This window comes from Streptomyces wuyuanensis, assembly GCF_900103455.1.
Taxonomy (GTDB): domain Bacteria; phylum Actinomycetota; class Actinomycetes; order Streptomycetales; family Streptomycetaceae; genus Streptomyces; species Streptomyces wuyuanensis.
Genome location: NZ_FNHI01000028.1, coordinates 89,973 through 106,976 on the forward strand (window position 1 = coordinate 89,973; position 17,004 = coordinate 106,976).

Genomic DNA, 17,004 nt, shown 5'->3' on the forward strand with positions numbered 1-17,004 from the left:
TCGACTGTCCATCATGGGCTATGCGCGGACGAGCCAGTCCGCGAGGCGCCCCAGGAGCGCGTCGTCCGCCGCGTTCTCCGCGTGCCCCATGCCCGGTTGCAGCCACAGCTCGGACGGTCCGGCCGCGGCCAGCATCCGGGGGTGGTCCAGCGGGAAGTAGGCGTCGCGGTCGCCGTGGACGATCAGCAGCGGGGTCGGGGCGATCAGCGGCACGGCCTCCACCGGGGAGAGCGGAACCGGGCTCCAGTCCTCGGGATGGATCCGGGTGCGCAGGCCGTAGCGCCCGACGAGGCGTCCCGCCGGCCGGGTGATCACCCAGTGGACCCGGCGCATCGGCGCCGTGCCCCGGTAGTACCAGCGGGCGGGCGCGCTCACGGCCGCCACGGCGTCGGTGCGGCCCTCCGGTGCGTCCGCGGCGAGCCAGGGCTCGCGCGCGTCACCGCGCGGATGCTCCCGCCCGTCACCCGCCCGCCCGGCGTCCGTGTCGGCCACGGCGCGCTCCCGGGCGCGTCCGGCGTACGCCGCTCCGTACAGCGCCGCGTGCCGCAGCACCACCGAGCCGCCCATCGAGAAGCCGACCGTGACGACGCGCCGGTGCCCCAGGGACCGCGCCCACGCGACCGCCGCGGCCAGGTCCAGCACCTCCCGGTCGCCGACGGTCGAATGCCCGCCGGACCGGCCGTGTCCGCGGAACGAGAAGGTGACGACGGCGGCGCGGCCGGCGAGGACCCGAGCCGCCCGGCGCACCGCCGGACGGTCCACCGAGCCGGTGAATCCGTGCGCGACGACGATCGCCGTTCCGCCGTCCACGGCAGTGGTCGCGCTCCCGGAGGCACTCCCGGACCGGGCCGTGCAGGGCTGGTGGAGGGCCTCCAGGAGCACCCCGTCGGCGGTCCTCAGCGTTGCGCGCAGAAGACCCGGGGTGATCGAGGAAACATCCACACTGTGAAATCGGCCCTCCGACCCGGAACTCATGTGGGCTATTCTGCTTGGCAGAGGATCCGGGCGACGCAGCCCCCGGGTCCTTTTGTGTTTCCAGGCCGTTGTTACAGACAGGTGAACGAAACGATCGCGGAACCCCGGGGCGCGGGGGCCGCGGCCGGGCAAGAAGCAGTTGCCGCACACTCCCCCACCGCCTCCGGGCGTGGGAGGGGCCCCCTCTCGCAGGGACGAGGAGGAACCGACGTTATGGGCGAGCGAACCGTGCACGACCGAAAAACGACGACCCGGGCAGGGGAATCGGCCGGGGCGGGTGGGGCGCGATGAGTTCTCTGCTGCTCCTCACCAACGCCCTCCAGCCGTCGACGGAGGTGCTTCCCGCTCTCGGCCTGCTCCTCCACAACGTACGCGTGGCCCCGGCGGAGGGCCCGGCCCTCGTCGACACCCCGGGCGCCGACGTGATCCTGGTCGACGGCCGGCGCGACCTCCCCCAGGTGCGCAGCCTCTGCCAGCTGCTCCGCTCCACCGGGCCCGGCTGCCCGCTCGTGCTCGTCGTCACCGAGGGCGGCCTCGCGGCCGTCACCGCCGACTGGGGCATCGACGACGTGCTGCTGGACACCGCCGGTCCCGCCGAGGTCGAGGCCCGGCTCCGGCTGGCGATGGGCCGCCAGCAGCTCACCGCCGACGACTCCCCCATGGAGATCCGCAACGGTGATCTCTCGGTCGACGAGGCGACGTACAGCGCGAAGCTGAAGGGGCGGGTCCTGGACCTGACCTTCAAGGAGTTCGAACTGCTGAAGTACCTGGCCCAGCACCCCGGCCGGGTCTTCACCAGGGCCCAGCTCCTCCAGGAGGTCTGGGGCTACGACTACTTCGGCGGGACCCGCACGGTCGACGTCCACGTGCGGCGGCTGCGCGCCAAGCTCGGCCCCGAGCACGAGTCCCTGATCGGGACCGTGCGCAACGTGGGCTACCGCTTCGTCACCCCGGAGAAGGCCGAGCGCGCGTCGGAGGAGACGGCCGCGGCGAAGGCGAAGAAGGCGTCCGCCGCGTCCTCCGCGTCCTCCGCCCCGGCAGCGGACGCGGCCGAGGACGTCGAGGCCGCCGTACGCCCTGCCCAGAGGTAGGTCACCACGCGTAGACTGCGCGCGTGGCCAAGGTGACGCGGGACGATGTGGCGCGACTGGCGGGTACTTCGACCGCTGTCGTCAGCTACGTCATCAACAACGGACCCCGGCCGGTCGCCCCGGCCACGCGCGAGCGCGTACTCGCCGCGATCAAGGAGCTGGGCTACCGGCCCGACCGGGTCGCGCAGGCGATGGCCTCGCGGCGCACCGACCTCATAGGCATGATCGTCCCGGACGCCCGGCAGCCGTTCTTCGCGGAGATGGCGCACGCGGTCGAACGTGCCGCGGCCGACCGCGGCAAGATGGTCCTGGTCGGCAACTCGGACTACCGCGACGAGCGCGAGGTCCACTACCTGCGGGCCTTTCTCGGCATGCGGGTCGCCGGCCTGATCCTGGTCAGCCAGGGACCGAGCGAGCGGGCCGCGGCGGAGATCGAGGCCTGGGACGCCAGGGTCGTGCTGCTCCACGAGCGCCCCGAGGCGATCGACGACGTCGCCGTCGTCACGGACGACATCGGCGGCGCCCAGCTCGCGACGCGGCACCTGCTGGAGCACGGTCACCCGTACGTGGCGTGCCTCGGCGGGGTCGAGGAGACCCCGGCGGTGGGCGACCCGGTGGCCGACCACGTCGAGGGCTGGCGGCGCGCGATGCTGGAGTCCGGGCGCTCCACGGAGGGCCGGCTGTTCTCGGCGCCGTACAACCGCTACGACGCCTATCGCGTGGCCCTGGAGCTCCTGTCCGGCCCCGACCGGCCGCCGGCGATCTTCTGCGCGACGGACGACCAGGCGATCGGTGTGCTGCGGGCGGCCCGCGAGCTGCGGATCGACGTGCCCGGCGAACTGGCGGTGGCGGGCTTCGACGACGTCAAGGAAGCCGCGCTGACCGATCCGCCGCTGACGACGATCGCCTCCGACCGGCCCGCGATGGCACGTGCGGCGGTGGACCTGGTGCTGGACGACGGTCTGCGGGTGGTCGGATCACGGCGGGAGCGAGTCAAGCAGTTCCCCTCGGCCCTGATCGTGCGCCGCTCCTGCGGCTGCGGCGGCTGACCGGATCCCACGGCGGGGGCCGCCCCGGCGCGAGCGCGGTCCCGGCATCCGGTCACGGGCCTGCTTCCCGTCCCCGGTCGGCGGCTTCCTTATATGGGGCATACAGGCTTCTGTCGGGCTTCTCAGGGCTCCCTCAGCGCACTCTCATGTACGGGCCCGAGAGTCGTCACCATGACGGACCACTACCGCAGCGGCGGCGACGACGGCACCCATCACACCCCCTCGTACCCGTACGCGGGCTTCGGCGACGGGGCCTACCCGCCGCCGCCCCCGCACGCTCCCACGGCGGGCGTCGCGGCGCCCGCCCCCGCGCACCGGGCACGAGCCAAGCGGCCCGTCGCCCTGATCGCGGCCGTGGCCATCGTCGCCGCGGCCGTCGGCGGCGGGGCGGCGACGCTCGTGGAGCGCTTCACCCCAGGCAACGCGCCCGGCGCCTCCAACGGCGTCAACGGGACGACGGTGTCCCAGAGCAGCAAGGGCACCGTCGCCGGTGTCGCCCAGGCCGTCTCCCCCAGCATCGTGGAGATCAAGGCATCTTCCGGCTCCGGCGAGTCCACCGGCTCCGGCGTGATCATCACCGCGGACGGCGAGATCGTGACCAACAACCACGTGATCGCCGGCGCGGACACCGTCAAGGTCCGGCTCAGCGACGGCAGGACGTACACCGCGGATGTCGTCGGCACCGACCCCGACAAGGACCTCGCGCTGGTCGAGGTGCGTGGCGCCAAGGGCCTGAAGGCGGCCGCCCTCGGCGACTCCAGCAGTGTGAAGGTCGGCGACCAGGTGGTCGCGATCGGCTCCCCCGAGGGCCTGACCGGTACCGTGACCAGCGGAATCGTCTCGGCGCTCGACCGCGACGTGACCGTCGCCAAGCAGGACGGGCAGGGACAGGGGCGGCAGGACCCGCGGGGCAACTGGCCCTTCGAGTTCGGCGGCCAGGAGTTCAACGGCGACACCGGCGACTCCAGGACCACCTACAAGGCCATCCAGACCGACGCCTCCCTCAACCCCGGCAACTCCGGCGGTGCGCTGATCAACATGAACGGAGAGATCATCGGCATCAACTCGGCCATGTACTCGCCCAGTTCGGCGAGCGGTTCCACCGCGGGCAGCGTCGGGCTCGGGTTCGCCATCCCCGTCGACACCGTCAAGGCGGACCTGGACGGCCTCCGCTCCGGCGGCGGCGCCTGAGCGCGTGCGAGGCTGGGGCCATGACCTCCACACCGGATGACGGCGGGCGCGTCCTCGTCGTCGACGACGAGCCCGCAGTACGCGAGGCCCTCCAGCGCAGCCTGGCGTTCGAGGGGTACGCCACCGAGGTCGCGGTCGACGGCGCCGACGCGCTCGCCAAGGTGGAGTCGTACCGGCCCGACCTGATCGTGCTGGACATCCAGATGCCCCGCATGGACGGACTGACCGCCGCGCGCAGGCTGCGCTCCGCCGGCTCCACCCTGCCGATCCTGATGCTGACCGCCCGGGACACCGTCGGCGACCGCGTCACCGGCCTCGACGCCGGAGCCGACGACTACCTGGTGAAGCCGTTCGAGTTGGACGAGCTGCTCGCGCGGATCAGGGCACTGCTGCGGCGCAGCTCCTACGCGGCCGCCGCCGACGGGGACTCCGGCGAGGTGCTGTCCTTCGCCGATCTCCGTATGGATCTGGCCACCCGCGAGGTCACCCGCGGCCCGCGCCGGGTCGAGCTGACCCGTACCGAGTTCACCCTGCTGGAGCTCTTCCTGGCGCACCCGAGGCAGGTGCTGACCCGTGAGCAGATCCTCAAGACCGTCTGGGGCTTCGACTTCGAGCCGAGCTCCAACTCGCTGGACGTCTACGTCATGTATCTGCGCCGCAAGACCGAGGCGGCCGGGGAGCCCCGTCTGGTCCACACCGTGCGGGGAGTGGGCTACGCCCTGCGGGAGGGGTCCCCGGAGTGATCCGCAGATTCCGCGCCCTGCCGCTGCGGTCACGGCTCGCGCTGCTGACGGCGACGGCCGTGGCGGCTGCGGTCGCGGCCGTCGCCGTGGCCTGCTGGCTGCTGGCCCGGGCGCAGCTGCGCGACGAGCTCGACACCTCACTGCGGAACACCAGCGCGCCTCCCGACTCGATCGCGGCCGCCGCCGCGTGCCGGCCGGCGGCCGAAGCCCCGGGCGACGCCAAGGCGTTCGCGTACGTGCAGGTGGTCTTCGCCGACGGCACCCGGTGCGTCCCGCCCTACACGGAGCCGGTGAAGGTACAGGCCGACGACCTCGCGGTGGCCCGGCGGCTGAGGGACGACGCACTGCACGGCAGCACCACGGACGACGGCGACGAGGTGCGGGTGCACACCGAACCGACCGTGGTGCGGGGCGCGCCGGCCGCCGTCATGGTCGCCAGGCCGCTCAACGAGATCGACACCGCGCTGAACCGGCTCGCCTTCCTGCTCACCTTCCTCGCCGGAGCCGGAGTCGTCGCCGCCGGAGCCGCCGGCCTGTGGGTGGCCCGCACCGGCCTGAAGCCCGTCGACCGGCTCACGGACGCCGTCGAGCACATGGCCAGGACCGAGGACCTGACCGTACGGATCCCGGTGGAGGGCGAGGACGAGATCGCCCGGCTGTCACGCTCCTTCAACCAGATGACCGCCGCACTGGCCTCGTCCCGCGACCGGCAGGCGCAGCTCATCGCGGACGCCGGACACGAACTGCGCACCCCGCTGACCTCGCTGCGGACGAACATCGACCTGCTGGTCCGCAGCGAGCAGACCGGCCGGGCCCTGCCGCCGGACGACCGGGCGGCGCTGCTGGACTCCGTGAGGGCGCAGATGTCCGAGCTGGCCGCGCTGATCGGCGATCTGCAGGAGCTGTCCAGGCCGGACAGCGCCGCGCTCGGCCCGGTCCAGGTCGTCGCGCTGCACGACATCACCCGGACCGCGCTGGAACGGGTCCGGCTGCGCGGTCCCGAGCTGAGGATCGAAGCCGAGCTGCGGCCCTGGTACGTAAGGGCCGAGCCGGCGGCGCTGGAGCGGGCCGTCGTCAACGTGCTGGACAACGCGGTGAAGTTCTCGCCGCCGCGCGGGTCGGTGGAGGTGGGACTCGACCGCGGTGTGCTGACGGTCCGCGACCACGGTCCCGGAGTGCCGCCGGAGGAACTCCCCCACGTCTTCGAGCGGTTCTGGCGCTCCCCTTCCGCCCGCGCGCTGCCCGGCTCCGGCCTGGGGCTGTCGATCGTGGCCAGGACCGTGCGGCAGGCGGGCGGCGAGGCCGAGCTGCGTCCGGCGGAGGGCGGCGGCACCGTGGCGGTGCTCCGTCTGCCCGGGGCGCCCACCCCGCCGCCGGAGGCGCCGTCAGTTGTGCCGGATGAGCGAGTCGACCAGCCCTGACCGGGTGCCGGGGAAGTCGAGCGCGACGATCCCGAGTCCCTTCCAACCGCTCGCCGTGCCGTCCAGGAACCGGTGGACGCGGGGGTTGAGGTCGTCGGAGTTCCACCTCGGCGGGAGATACGCCGAGGTGCTCACGAAGTTGACGTACAGCTTCCCGGGCTGCGCGACGGCCTTGCGCAGATGGGCCTCCACCTTGGGGTACTTGTCCCACGGCGGGGCGTTCCAGTCGTCCTGGGTGTCGAAGGCCCCGCCGTCCCACCACTTCAGTCCGGGCAGGCCCCCGTTGTCGGCGATCAGGACGACCTTGCCGCGCGCCTGGCCGAGGGCGGGGAGGGTGTCGCCGATGTGGAACAGCGAGCGCCAGCCGCGTACGTCGAGGTAGTGGTCGAAGATGGCGCGGAAGGTGGCGTCGCTCTCTCCCGAGTACTCCTGCTTCACCCGCATCAGCACGGTCTCCGAGGGGTGGGCGCGCAGGAAGTCGCGGCAGGCGACGAGGACGTCGCCGAACATCATGTTCTGGTATGAGGGCCCGTGGTGGATGGCGAACGAGCCGTCGATGGCCCGGCACCGCACGTCCAGGAACCGGATCCCCGAGTCCAGCTGCTGCGCGATGGTGGTGTTCTGGCACTCCGACCAGGGGCCGCCGAAGCGGGCTCCGGAGTCGTGGGTACCGGGGATGGTGAGCGTCCGCAGCGCCCTGCCGTCGTCGAAACCGGCCATCCAGTCCTGCGGGCCGAGCGCCCGCCGCGGCGCGGCCGCCGCCGGGCCCGGTGCGCCGATGAGAACGGACGCGGAGGCAACCGCCGCGCCCGTGAGGAAACCACGTCTGGTCAAGGACATGCCTGCTGTCTCCTTCGTCGGCCGCCGCGATGTGGGGGGGTCGCGGTCGGCACCCGGATAATTGCAGACATGCCCATGACACAAAATGAGTTGGGCGGAAAACGCGGGAAAGATCCGAGGGGCGGCGGACCGGTCGGTCCACCGCCCCTCGGCATGCGCCGGGTTCAGCAGGTCACTTGACGACCGTGATCCGGCCCGTGGCCGGCGGCGCCAGCGGGGCGGCCGGGGTGGAGTGCGCGGCGAAGTAGGCGTTGAGGAGGTCCAGGTCGGACGCGCCCACCAGCTTGTTCTTGTGCTCCTTCAGCACGGCGAAGCCGTCGCCGCCGCCCGCGAGGAACTCGTTCATCGCGACGCGGTAGGTCTTCGCCGGGTCGATCGCCTCACCGTTCAGCTTCACCGAGCTGGTCACGATCCGGTCGGCACCGGTCTTCGTCATGTCGAGGGTGTAGGTGAAGCCCTTCGAGACCTGGAGGATCTTCGGCGCGGCCTGGTTGGGGCCGCTGACCTGCTGCTGCAGCGTGGTGATCAGCTGGGCACCGGTGAGGTCGACGGCCGTCATCATGTTGGTGAACGGCTGCACGGTGAAGGCCTCGCCGTAGGTCACGACGCCGTCGCCCTCACTGCCGGACGCCTTGTGGACCAGACCGGCACGGATGCCGCCCGGGTTCATCAGCGCGAGCTGCGCGCCGCCCTTGTCGGCCGGGGCCATGCCCTCCAGTTGGGCGTCCGCGATCAGGTTGCCGGCCGGACGCTCGGGCGCGTCGGCGGGGTTCTCGATGTCCGCGGAGATGTAGCCGACGGGCTTGTTGGCGATCGGCGCGGCCAGCGTGTTCCAGCGGTCGATGAGCTGGGTCATGTCGGCGGCCTTGGGCACGTCACGGGTGACGACGTGGTTGGCGGACGCGACGGACGTGCGCACGATGTCGCGGGTGCGGCGGTCGTACGTGAGCGTCGTGTCGGTGTACAGCTTGCCGAACGAGGCCGCCGAGGTGACCGTGCGCGGCTTCCCGGACGGGTCCGGGATCGAGCACGCGTACGCCTGGTGGGTGTGGCCCGTCACGAGGGCGTCGACCTGCGGGCTGACCTTCTTGGCGATGTCCACGATCGGACCGGAGATGCCGTCGCCGGGGCCCGGGCTGTCGCAGTTGTAGTTGTACGAGGCAGAGGCGGGGGCGCCGCCCTCGTGCAGCAGCGCGACGATCGACTTCACGCCCTTGCGCTCGAGCACCTTGGTGTACTTGTTGATCGTCTCGATCTCGTCGCCGAACTTCAGGCCCTTGATGCCCTCGGCGCTGACGATGTCCGGGGTGCCCTCCAGGGTGACGCCGATGAAGCCGATCTTCACCCCGTTCTTCTCCCAGACGAAGTACGGGTCCAGGACCGGACGGCCGGACTTCTCGTTGGTGACGTTGGCCGCGAGGTACGGGAAGTCCGCGCCGCGGAACGTCTTCGGCTTGCCGTTGGCCTTCTTCTCGTAGCAGCCCTCGACCGGGTGGCAGCCGCCGTACTGCAGCCGGGCGAGCTCCTTGGCCCCCTCGTCGAACTCGTGGTTGCCGACGGAGGTCACATCGAGCTTCAGCTTGTTCAGCGCCTCGATGGTCGGCTCGTCGTGGAAGAGGCCGGAGAGCATCGGCGAGGCGCCGACCATGTCGCCGGCCGCGGCCGTGATCGAGTACCTGTTGCCCTTGCGGGCCTCGCGCAGATGAGTGGCGAGGTACTCGGCGCCGCCCGCGTCGATGGTGCGGGTGGTGCCGTCCTCGTTGGTGTGGGTGACCCGGCCCGCCGAGCCGGCGGGCGGCTGCAGGTTGCCGTGCAGGTCGTTGAAGGACAGCAGCTGGACGTCGACGGTGCGGCCGTAACCGTATCCGTGGTCGTGGCCGTGTCCGTTGCCGCGATCGTGCGCCCCGGCGGGCATCGCGGCGACCAGTGCGCCGACGGTGGTCAGTCCGGCGGCGGCCGCGAGTACCCTGCGGCGCTTCTGGTGCGATGTCGCTGACATCTGTCCCCTTGTCAGTTCAGCGTGAAACGACTGTCCTCAGCCGGGCAGCCTAGAGTCAACGCGCGTAGCGCGACAGGGGGTACCGGGTTACGAGCTGGTATCCGATCGGGTTCGTCCCGGCGCCGTACCCTCGTCGTATGACTGACGCAGCTCCCGCCGCCATCGAGCCCGGCCGCCAGATCCAGACGCTCGACGAGCTCACCCCCGAGCTGGCCGACGACGTCATCGGCCTGCTGTCCGTCGCCGCCCGCGCCGACGGGGTGCAGGCGGTCTCCGAACAGGGCCGGCTCTATCTGCGCCACGGCAGGCGCGAGGGAGTGCGGCACTTCGTGCTCACCGTCGCCGGGGACCTCCGCGGGTACGCCCAACTGGAGGGCACCGACCCGGTGGAGGCCCCGGCCGCCGAGCTGGTCGTCCACCCGGCGCACCGCGGCCGCGGCCACGGCCGGGCCCTCGGCAACGCGCTGCTCGCCGCCTCCGGCAAGCGGCTGCGGATGTGGGCGCACGGCGGAAAGTCGGCGGCCCGCCATCTCGCCCAGGTGCTGGGGCTGACCCTGTTCCGTGAACTGCGCCAGCTGCGCCGCCCGTTGAGCCCCCTGGACATCGCCGAACCGGCCCTCCCGGAGGGCGTGACCGTCCGCACGTTCGTCCCCGGCCGGGACGACGCCGCCTGGCTCGCGGTCAACGCCGCCGCCTTCGCCCACCACCCCGAGCAGGGCTCGATCACCCAGCGCGACCTCGACGACCGCAAGGACGAGGCCTGGTTCGACCCCAAGGGCTTCTTCCTCGCCGAGCGCGGAGGCGAACTCGTCGGCTTCCACTGGACGAAGCTCCACGCGGAGGACCAGCTCGGCGAGGTCTACGTGCTCGGCATCCGCCCCGACGCCCAGGGCACCGGCCTCGGCAAGGCCCTCACCGCGATCGGACTGCGCCATCTCGCGGCGCAGGGGGTGCCGACGGCCATGCTGTACGTCGACGCGGACAACCCGGCGGCCCTGCGGGTGTACGAGCGCCTCGGGTTCACCACGCACGAGGTGGACCTGATGTACCGCACGGAGACCTGAGCGGCCCGCACCGCGCTGGGCCGAGCGCGTCCGCATGGAGGCGGGACCAGGGGGCGGTTGACACCGCCCCCTCTCTTGCACCATCCTTTCACTACTTGATTAGTGAAAGGGTGGTGAGCATGATCGAGTACCGGATCGACCGGCGCAGCGGCATCGCCACCTACGTCCAGATCGTCCAGCAGACGAAGCAGGCCCTGCGTCTGGGCCTGCTCCGGCCCGGCGACCGGCTGCCGACGGCCCGCGAAGTGGTCGAGGCGACCGCCATCAACCCGAACACGGTGCTGAAGGCCTATCGGGAGCTGGAGCGCGAGGGCCTGGTGGAAGCCCGCCGCGGACTCGGCACGTTCGTCCGCAGGACGCTCGGCGCCGCGGGCGCCGACACCCCCCTGCGCGGCGAGCTCGCCGACTGGGCGGCGCGGGCCCGCGCGGCCGGACTGGACCGGGACGACGTGGCCGCGCTCTTCACCGCGGTGCTGGACGAGCACTTCACGCAGACCCAGGGGGACGACACATGACCGACACCGCCATCGAGGCGGCCGGACTCGGCAGGAGCTTCGGAGGCCGCCGGGCCCTGCGCGACTGCACCTTCCGGCTTCCCACGGGCCGCGTCTGCGCGCTCGTGGGCCCCAACGGAGCGGGCAAGTCCACGCTGCTCACACTGGCTGCGGGCCTGCTGCGGCCGACCGAGGGCACCATCCGGATCCTCGGCACCGGCCCGGCGGACGCCCGCGAACGGATCGCGTACGTCGGCCAGGACAAGCCGCTGTTCCCCCAGCTCACCATCGCCGAGACCCTCTGGCTGGGCCGTGAACTCAACCCCGGCCGCTGGGACGACACCGCCGCCCGGCGGGTCGTCGACGCCGGCGGCCTCGATCCCGCGGCCCGTGTGCGGGCCCTGTCCGGCGGACAGCGCACCCGCGTCGCCCTGGCCCTGGCCCTCGGCAAGCGAGCCGAGGTCCTGCTCCTCGACGAGCCGACGGCGGACCTCGACCCCCTGGCGCGGCGCCAGTTGACGGGCCTGCTGCTGGCCGACGCCGGCGAGAACGGCACGACCGTGGTGATGTCCTCGCACATCCTCCCAGAGCTGGAGAACGCCTGCGACCATCTGGTGCTCGTCGACCGCGGCAGCGTCCGCCTCGCCGGCGGCATCGACGAACTCCTCGCCGCGCACCGCCTGGTGACGGGTCCCGCGAGCGCGGACCTGGCGCCGCACACCGTCGTCGAGTCCCGCACCACCGGACGCGGACTGACCGCGCTCATACGCCCCGGCGGCACCCTCTCCGGCGACTGGCAGACCGTCGAGCCCTCCCTGGAGGACCTGCTCCTGGCCCATCTGCGCTCTCCCGCGGCACCCGCCCTGCTCACCCCGCCGGCCGAGGCGACCGCCCGATGAGCGCCCCGACCTCACCCCTGACCGGCACCCTCCGGGTCCTCGTGCGTCAGCACCGGTCGGCGCTCCGGACGCTCCTCGCCCTCTTCGCCCTCGGCTGCGGCGGCCTGGCGGCGGCGCGCCTGTGGTTCACCTCCGGACACGGGCGGCCCGGGGCGTTCGGTCCCGAGGACCTGCTGCTGGGGGCGCTCGACCGGGGAAGCACCCTCCTCGTGCTCGCGCCGCTGCTCATCGCCGCGTACGTGGCCGGGCCGCTCTTCGCCCGCGAGACGGAGACCGGGACCCACCAGGTCGCCTGGACCCAGTCCGTCTCCCCCCTCCGCTGGACGGCCACGAAACTGGTGCTCGCCGCGACGGCCGTCGCCGCCGCGTCGGCGGCCTTCGTCGCCGTCTTCCGCTGGAGCCGCGCCCCGGTCAGCGGCAACGCCTTCCTCCCGCTCTGGTCCGGCCCCGTCTACACGGCGTACGGAACCACCGCCACGGCGTACGCGCTGCTGGCCGTCGGCGTCGGCGCGCTCACCGGCCTGCTGGTCCACCGCGCCCTCGCGGCGATGGGCGTCGCGGGCCTGGTGACCGGGACGGTGATGATCGTCCTCGGTACCGTCCGGCACACCCTCTGGCCGACGGAGACCATCACCGGCCGGCCCCTGCCCCACCCCCGCGACACCTGGTGGGTGGAGGCCGGCAGCCTCGGCCCGACGGGCGAGCGCACCTCCTCGGTCATGTGCCCCGGCTACTGGGACCCGTGCGACGGCGGCGGGACGGGCGTCACCGACTTCGCCAGGACCCACCCGCCCTCCCACTTCTGGCCGATCCAGCTCGTCGAGACCGGCATCGTGCTGGCGCTCGCCGCCGCGGCCACGTACGCCGCCTTGCGCGTGCTGCGCCGGCGGCACGGCTGACAACTCCCCGCCCGCGCGGGCGTGGTGGACGGGGGTCACCACATCCGCGCGGGTGGTGGGCATGACACACGAGGTGCCCGGGGGTATCCCGTACGTCATGTTCTCGTTACCGGCCATTCAGGGACGCTTGCGACCCTCACGGAATGCAGCCCGCTGTGCCGCCCGCCCCGCGAAACGGGCGTTCCGACCCCATCAGGCCCCGTTCCGGCGCGCCCGGTCACCCTTTTGCGCGGAACAATGGGGCCATGAGCCAGCAGCCCGCCGAGGTACCGGTCCAGAACGCCCAGCCGTCCGTCGGATCCATCGCCGCGCACCGCCCCCACACGGTGGCCGCCGCGGTCTCCGACCTGGAGCCCGACATCGACGCCGACCTCGATGCCTACGAGGGCGAATCCGAGGACGCCGAGCTGCCCCAGGGGCGGTTCCTGGACCGCGAGCGCAGCTGGCTCGCGTTCAACGAACGGGTCCTGGAACTCGCTGAGGACCCTGCCACACCGCTGCTCGAACGAGCGAACTTCCTCGCGATCTTCGCCTCGAACCTCGACGAGTTCTTCATGGTCCGGGTGGCCGGACTGAAGCGCCGCATCGCGACCGGCGTCGCCACCCGCTCCGCCTCCGGACTGCAGCCCCGAGAGGTCCTGGAGCTGATCTGGAACCGCTCCCGCGAGCTCATGGCCCGGCACGCCGCCTGCTTCCAGCAGGACGTCGCCCCGGCGCTCGCCGACGAGGGCATCCACCTCATCCGCTGGCCCGAGCTCACGGAGAAGGAGCAGGCCCGCCTGTTCACCCTCTTCCGCCAGCAGATCTTCCCGGTCCTCACCCCGCTGGCCGTGGACCCCGCGCACCCCTTCCCGTACATCTCGGGCCTGTCGCTGAACCTCGCCGTGGTCGTCCGCAACCCGGTGAGCGGCCACCGCCACTTCGCCCGGGTGAAGGTGCCGCCGCTGCTGTCCCGCTTCCTCGAGGCCTCGCCCCAGCGGTACGTGCCGCTGGAGGACGTCATCGCGGCCCACCTGGAGGAGCTGTTCCCCGGCATGGAGGTGCTCGCGCACCACATGTTCCGGGTGACGAGGAACGAGGACCTCGAGGTCGAGGAGGACGACGCCGAGAACCTCCTCCAGGCCCTGGAGAAGGAGTTGCTGCGCCGCCGCTTCGGCCCGCCGGTCCGGCTGGAGGTCGAGGAGTCCATCGACCCGTACGTGCTGGACCTGCTCGTCCGGGAGCTGAAGATCTCCGAGTCCGAGGTCTACCCGCTGCCCGGGCCGCTCGATCTGACCGGGCTGTTCGGGATCGTCTCGCTCGACCGGCCCGAGCTGAAGTACCCCAAGTTCATCGCCGGCACCCACCGCGACCTCGCCGAGGTCGAGTCGGCGTCGGCGCCGGACATCTTCGCCGCGCTGCGCGAGCGGGACGTGCTGCTGCACCACCCCTACGACTCCTTCTCCACCTCCGTGCAGGCCTTCCTGGAGCAGGCGGCGGCGGACCCGGACGTCCTCGCGATCAAGCAGACTCTGTACCGGACGTCCGGCAAGTCGCCGATCGTGGACGCGCTGATCGACGCCGCCGAGTCCGGAAAGCAGGTGCTCGTCCTCGTCGAGATCAAGGCCCGGTTCGACGAGCAGGCCAACATCAAGTGGGCCCGAAAGCTGGAGGAGGCGGGCTGCCACGTGGTCTACGGCCTCGTCGGCCTGAAGACCCACTGCAAACTGTCGCTGGTCGTGCGCCAGGAGGGCGACACCCTGCGCCGCTACTCGCACGTCGGCACCGGCAACTACCACCCGAAGACCGCGCGGCTGTACGAGGACCTCGGTCTGCTCACCGCGGACCCGCAGGTCGGCGCCGACCTCTCCGACCTGTTCAACCGGCTCTCCGGCTACTCGCGCCGCGAGACCTACCGCCGGCTGCTCGTCGCCCCGAAGTCGCTGCGCGACGGACTCGTCGCCCGGATCAACAAGGAGACCGTCCACCACCGGGCCGGCCGCCCCGCGTACGTCCGCATCAAGGTCAACTCGATGGTGGACGAGGCGATCATCGACGCCCTGTACCGCGCGTCCCGGGCCGGTGTCCCGGTCGACGTCTGGGTTCGCGGAATCTGCGCGATCCGGCCGGACGTCCCGGGCCTGTCCGAGAACATACGAGTCCGTTCCGTCCTCGGCCGCTTCCTCGAGCACTCCCGGATCTTCGCCTTCGGCAACGGCGGCGAACCGGAGGTGTGGATCGGCAGCGCGGACATGATGCACCGCAATCTCGACCGCCGTATCGAGGCACTCGTCCGGGTCACCGACCCGGCCCACCGCGCGGCCCTGACCCGGCTGCTGGAGAGCGGCATGTCCGATTCCACCTCGTCCTGGCACCTCGGCCCCGACGGCGAGTGGACCCGTCATGCGACGGACGCCGACGGGCAGCCGCTGCGGCACATCCAGGAGACGCTCATAGACGCCCGGAGGCGCAGGCGTGCACAACCATGACCTTCCCCTGGCGCCGCGGGGGACCGGCGCCGACCAGGTCCTGGCCGGATATCTGCACAGGCAGGCCGGCGACTTCCTCCGCAGTCTGCGGCTGCACGGCGAGAGCGGTGCGGACACGCAGAGCGCGGCGGAGGCCGCCAGGTCCCTGCGGCGGGCCGCCCGCCGTATCCGCGGCACCCTCCACACCTTCCGTCCCCTGCTGGACCCGGCCTGGGGGGACCAGCTCCGGACCGAGCTCGGCTGGCTCTCCGGTGTCCTCGCCGAGGAGCACGCCTGTACGGCCCGGCTGAGCCGGCTGCTCGACGCCCTGGCCCGGCTCTCGGGCACCCAGCCGGTACCCGCGGCGCGGGCCGCGGACGGCGACTCGGGCACGGACGCGCCGGCGGAGGTCGTGTCGGCCGCCTCCGCCGGACCCCCACCCGCCGCCGAGCGGCCGGGCCGGGGCTCCCTGACCGTCGGCGGCGCCCGCGCCGGGGCGCTGCTGGAACGGCAGCTCACCCTCGGCCGCACCCGGGCCCACTCCGCCGCCCTCCAGGCACTCGGCTCCGCACGGTTCCACGCGGTCGCGGACGCCGTCGCCCTGCTCGCCTCCGAGGTGCCGCTGGCCACCCCCGCCGGGGAGCCCGGCGCCGTCCTCGCGGCCCATGCGGAGGGCGCCGAGCTCAGGCTGCTCGACGCGGTCACCGCACTGCCGCTGGCCCGCGCGTCCCACCCGTACAACGCGGAGGCCCTGGTCCACGGCCTCGCCACCGCCTCCGCCGGCGAGTCCCAGGACGCGCCCTGGCACCGGGTACGGCATCTGCTGCGGTTGCACCGGTACGCCCAGGAGGTGCTGCACGCGGGAGACGGCGCCGGCCCCGGCCGTCGGCTCTCCGCCGCCGGCCGCACCCTGGACCGGCACCGCGACGCCGCGGAGGCCGCCGCGGCCGCGGCCTCCGCCGCGCGCACGCCCCGTATCGCGCCGGCCACCGCGTACGCCCTCGGCGTGCTCCACGCCGACCAGCGCCACGAGGTCGAGGCCGCCCGCTTCGACTTCCAGCGGGCGTGGCGGGAGACGCCCCCCGGGACGGACGGGCCCCGGGACGAGCACGCGCTGGCCGCGCCGTGAGCACCGCCCCCGACGGCACCGTCCTCGCCGCCGGCTGCGTCCTGTGGCGGCGCTCCGGGCAGGCTGCCGGCGGGATCGAGATCTGCCTGGTCCACCGGCCCAGGTACGACGACTGGTCGCATCCGAAGGGCAAGCTCAAACCGGGCGAACGGGCCCTGGAGGGCGCGCTGCGCGAGGTCCGCGAGGAGACCGGCCACCAGGGGGTGCCGGGCCCGGTGCTGCCGACGGTCCGCTACCTCGTCGCAGGCCGCCCCAAGCAGGTCAGCTACTGGGCCGCAGAGGCCCCTTCACCGGGCGACTTCACCCCCGGCCGCGAGGTCGACCGCATCGCCTGGCTGCCCCCGGACGCCGCCCGCCGCCGGATCACCGAGCCACGCGACCGCACCCTCGTCGACGCCCTGCTCAAGGCCCTCGGCACCGGCTGACCACGGGCCGCGTACCCCGTCCGGACCACGGCGCCGCCGCTCCGGGCCCGGGGCCGAACCCGCCGTACCGCAAGGGCGGCCGGAACCCGCGACACCGCCGGTCCGGGACCCGCCGTGCCGTACCCGCCGGGGCGCGAGGTCACGCCCCGATAAAGGCGGAACTTCTTTGTCCGGCAGGGTTCACCTCCCGTTCACCACGGCCCGTCGGCCGCTTCACCTGATCTGCCTAATTTCGGGCTTACCCGGTGACCGGCACAGTGCCGCGCCACCCACCCCGACACACGCCGCCGTAGAACGACAAGGGCAGACCGAGCCCTCGTCCGCGCACCCGGCGGCTT

The 17,004-nt window shown here is 72.8% G+C and carries 15 protein-coding genes; 12 read left to right on the forward strand and 3 right to left on the reverse strand.

Features of this window, described 5'->3' with window-relative positions; all coding sequences use genetic code 11:
- Positions 1–18: 18 nt before the first annotated feature.
- A complete protein-coding gene (locus BLT82_RS31890; protein WP_093661172.1) occupies positions 19–975 on the reverse strand; it encodes an alpha/beta hydrolase in 957 nt (318 codons plus the stop codon).
- A gap of 287 nt (positions 976–1,262) precedes the next feature.
- Between BLT82_RS31890 and BLT82_RS31895 the strand changes: the two genes are divergently transcribed.
- The 5 genes from BLT82_RS31895 (at position 1,263) to BLT82_RS31915 (ending at position 6,470) form a co-directional block, all read left to right on the forward strand.
- Positions 1,263–2,066 carry a response regulator transcription factor gene (locus BLT82_RS31895; protein WP_093661174.1) on the forward strand — a complete coding sequence of 268 codons (804 nt, stop codon included), beginning with the start codon at positions 1,263–1,265 and terminating at the stop codon, positions 2,064–2,066.
- A 23-nt stretch (positions 2,067–2,089) separates the two neighbouring features.
- A complete protein-coding gene (locus BLT82_RS31900) occupies positions 2,090–3,115 on the forward strand; it encodes a LacI family DNA-binding transcriptional regulator (protein ID WP_093661176.1) in 1,026 nt (341 codons plus the stop codon).
- Positions 3,116–3,286: 171 nt separating this feature from the next.
- A complete protein-coding gene (locus BLT82_RS31905) occupies positions 3,287–4,306 on the forward strand; it encodes a S1C family serine protease (protein ID WP_093661178.1) in 1,020 nt (339 codons plus the stop codon).
- Positions 4,307–4,326: 20 nt separating this feature from the next.
- The gene (locus BLT82_RS31910; protein WP_093661180.1) at positions 4,327–5,049 is read left to right on the forward strand and encodes a response regulator transcription factor; all 723 of its coding nucleotides are present in this window, start codon (positions 4,327–4,329) and stop codon (positions 5,047–5,049) included.
- Positions 5,046–6,470, forward strand: coding sequence for a HAMP domain-containing sensor histidine kinase (locus tag BLT82_RS31915; RefSeq protein WP_093661182.1), 1,425 nt, complete (start codon positions 5,046–5,048; stop codon positions 6,468–6,470). Before BLT82_RS31910 ends, BLT82_RS31915 begins: the two co-directional genes overlap by 4 nt.
- Here the strand turns inward: BLT82_RS31915 and BLT82_RS31920 are convergent.
- Positions 6,435–7,310, reverse strand: coding sequence for a phosphatidylinositol-specific phospholipase C (locus BLT82_RS31920; protein ID WP_093661184.1), 876 nt, complete (start codon positions 7,308–7,310; stop codon positions 6,435–6,437). The genes BLT82_RS31915 and BLT82_RS31920 overlap by 36 nt on opposite strands.
- 172 nt (positions 7,311–7,482) lie before the next feature.
- Entirely contained in the window at positions 7,483–9,309 is a 1,827-nt protein-coding gene (locus tag BLT82_RS31925; protein ID WP_093661186.1) for a bifunctional metallophosphatase/5'-nucleotidase, read from the reverse strand.
- 137 nt (positions 9,310–9,446) lie between these two features.
- On the opposite strand from BLT82_RS31925, the gene mshD reads away from it, so the two are divergent.
- The 7 genes from mshD to BLT82_RS31960 all read left to right on the forward strand — a co-directional run bounded on the left by mshD (position 9,447) and on the right by BLT82_RS31960 (position 16,666).
- Complete coding sequence (gene mshD / locus BLT82_RS31930; protein WP_093661189.1) at positions 9,447–10,373, forward strand: mycothiol synthase; 927 nt, start codon at positions 9,447–9,449, stop codon at positions 10,371–10,373.
- Positions 10,374–10,492: 119 nt separating this feature from the next.
- Positions 10,493–10,888 (forward strand): GntR family transcriptional regulator, encoded by a 396-nt coding sequence (locus BLT82_RS31935; protein WP_093661263.1) that lies wholly within the window; start codon positions 10,493–10,495, stop codon positions 10,886–10,888.
- The gene (locus BLT82_RS31940) at positions 10,885–11,766 is read left to right on the forward strand and encodes an ABC transporter ATP-binding protein (RefSeq protein WP_093661191.1); all 882 of its coding nucleotides are present in this window, start codon (positions 10,885–10,887) and stop codon (positions 11,764–11,766) included. The genes BLT82_RS31935 and BLT82_RS31940 overlap by 4 nt, the downstream gene beginning before the upstream one ends.
- Complete coding sequence (locus tag BLT82_RS31945; RefSeq protein WP_093661193.1) at positions 11,763–12,665, forward strand: hypothetical protein; 903 nt, start codon at positions 11,763–11,765, stop codon at positions 12,663–12,665. The genes BLT82_RS31940 and BLT82_RS31945 overlap by 4 nt, the downstream gene beginning before the upstream one ends.
- A gap of 245 nt (positions 12,666–12,910) precedes the next feature.
- Positions 12,911–15,133 (forward strand): RNA degradosome polyphosphate kinase, encoded by a 2,223-nt coding sequence (locus BLT82_RS31950; protein ID WP_093661195.1) that lies wholly within the window; start codon positions 12,911–12,913, stop codon positions 15,131–15,133.
- Positions 15,120–16,241 carry a CHAD domain-containing protein gene (locus BLT82_RS31955; protein WP_093661197.1) on the forward strand — a complete coding sequence of 374 codons (1,122 nt, stop codon included), beginning with the start codon at positions 15,120–15,122 and terminating at the stop codon, positions 16,239–16,241. Before BLT82_RS31950 ends, BLT82_RS31955 begins: the two co-directional genes overlap by 14 nt.
- The gene (locus BLT82_RS31960) at positions 16,238–16,666 is read left to right on the forward strand and encodes an NUDIX hydrolase (RefSeq protein WP_093661199.1); all 429 of its coding nucleotides are present in this window, start codon (positions 16,238–16,240) and stop codon (positions 16,664–16,666) included. Before BLT82_RS31955 ends, BLT82_RS31960 begins: the two co-directional genes overlap by 4 nt.
- The last annotated feature ends 338 nt before the right edge of the window (positions 16,667–17,004 follow it).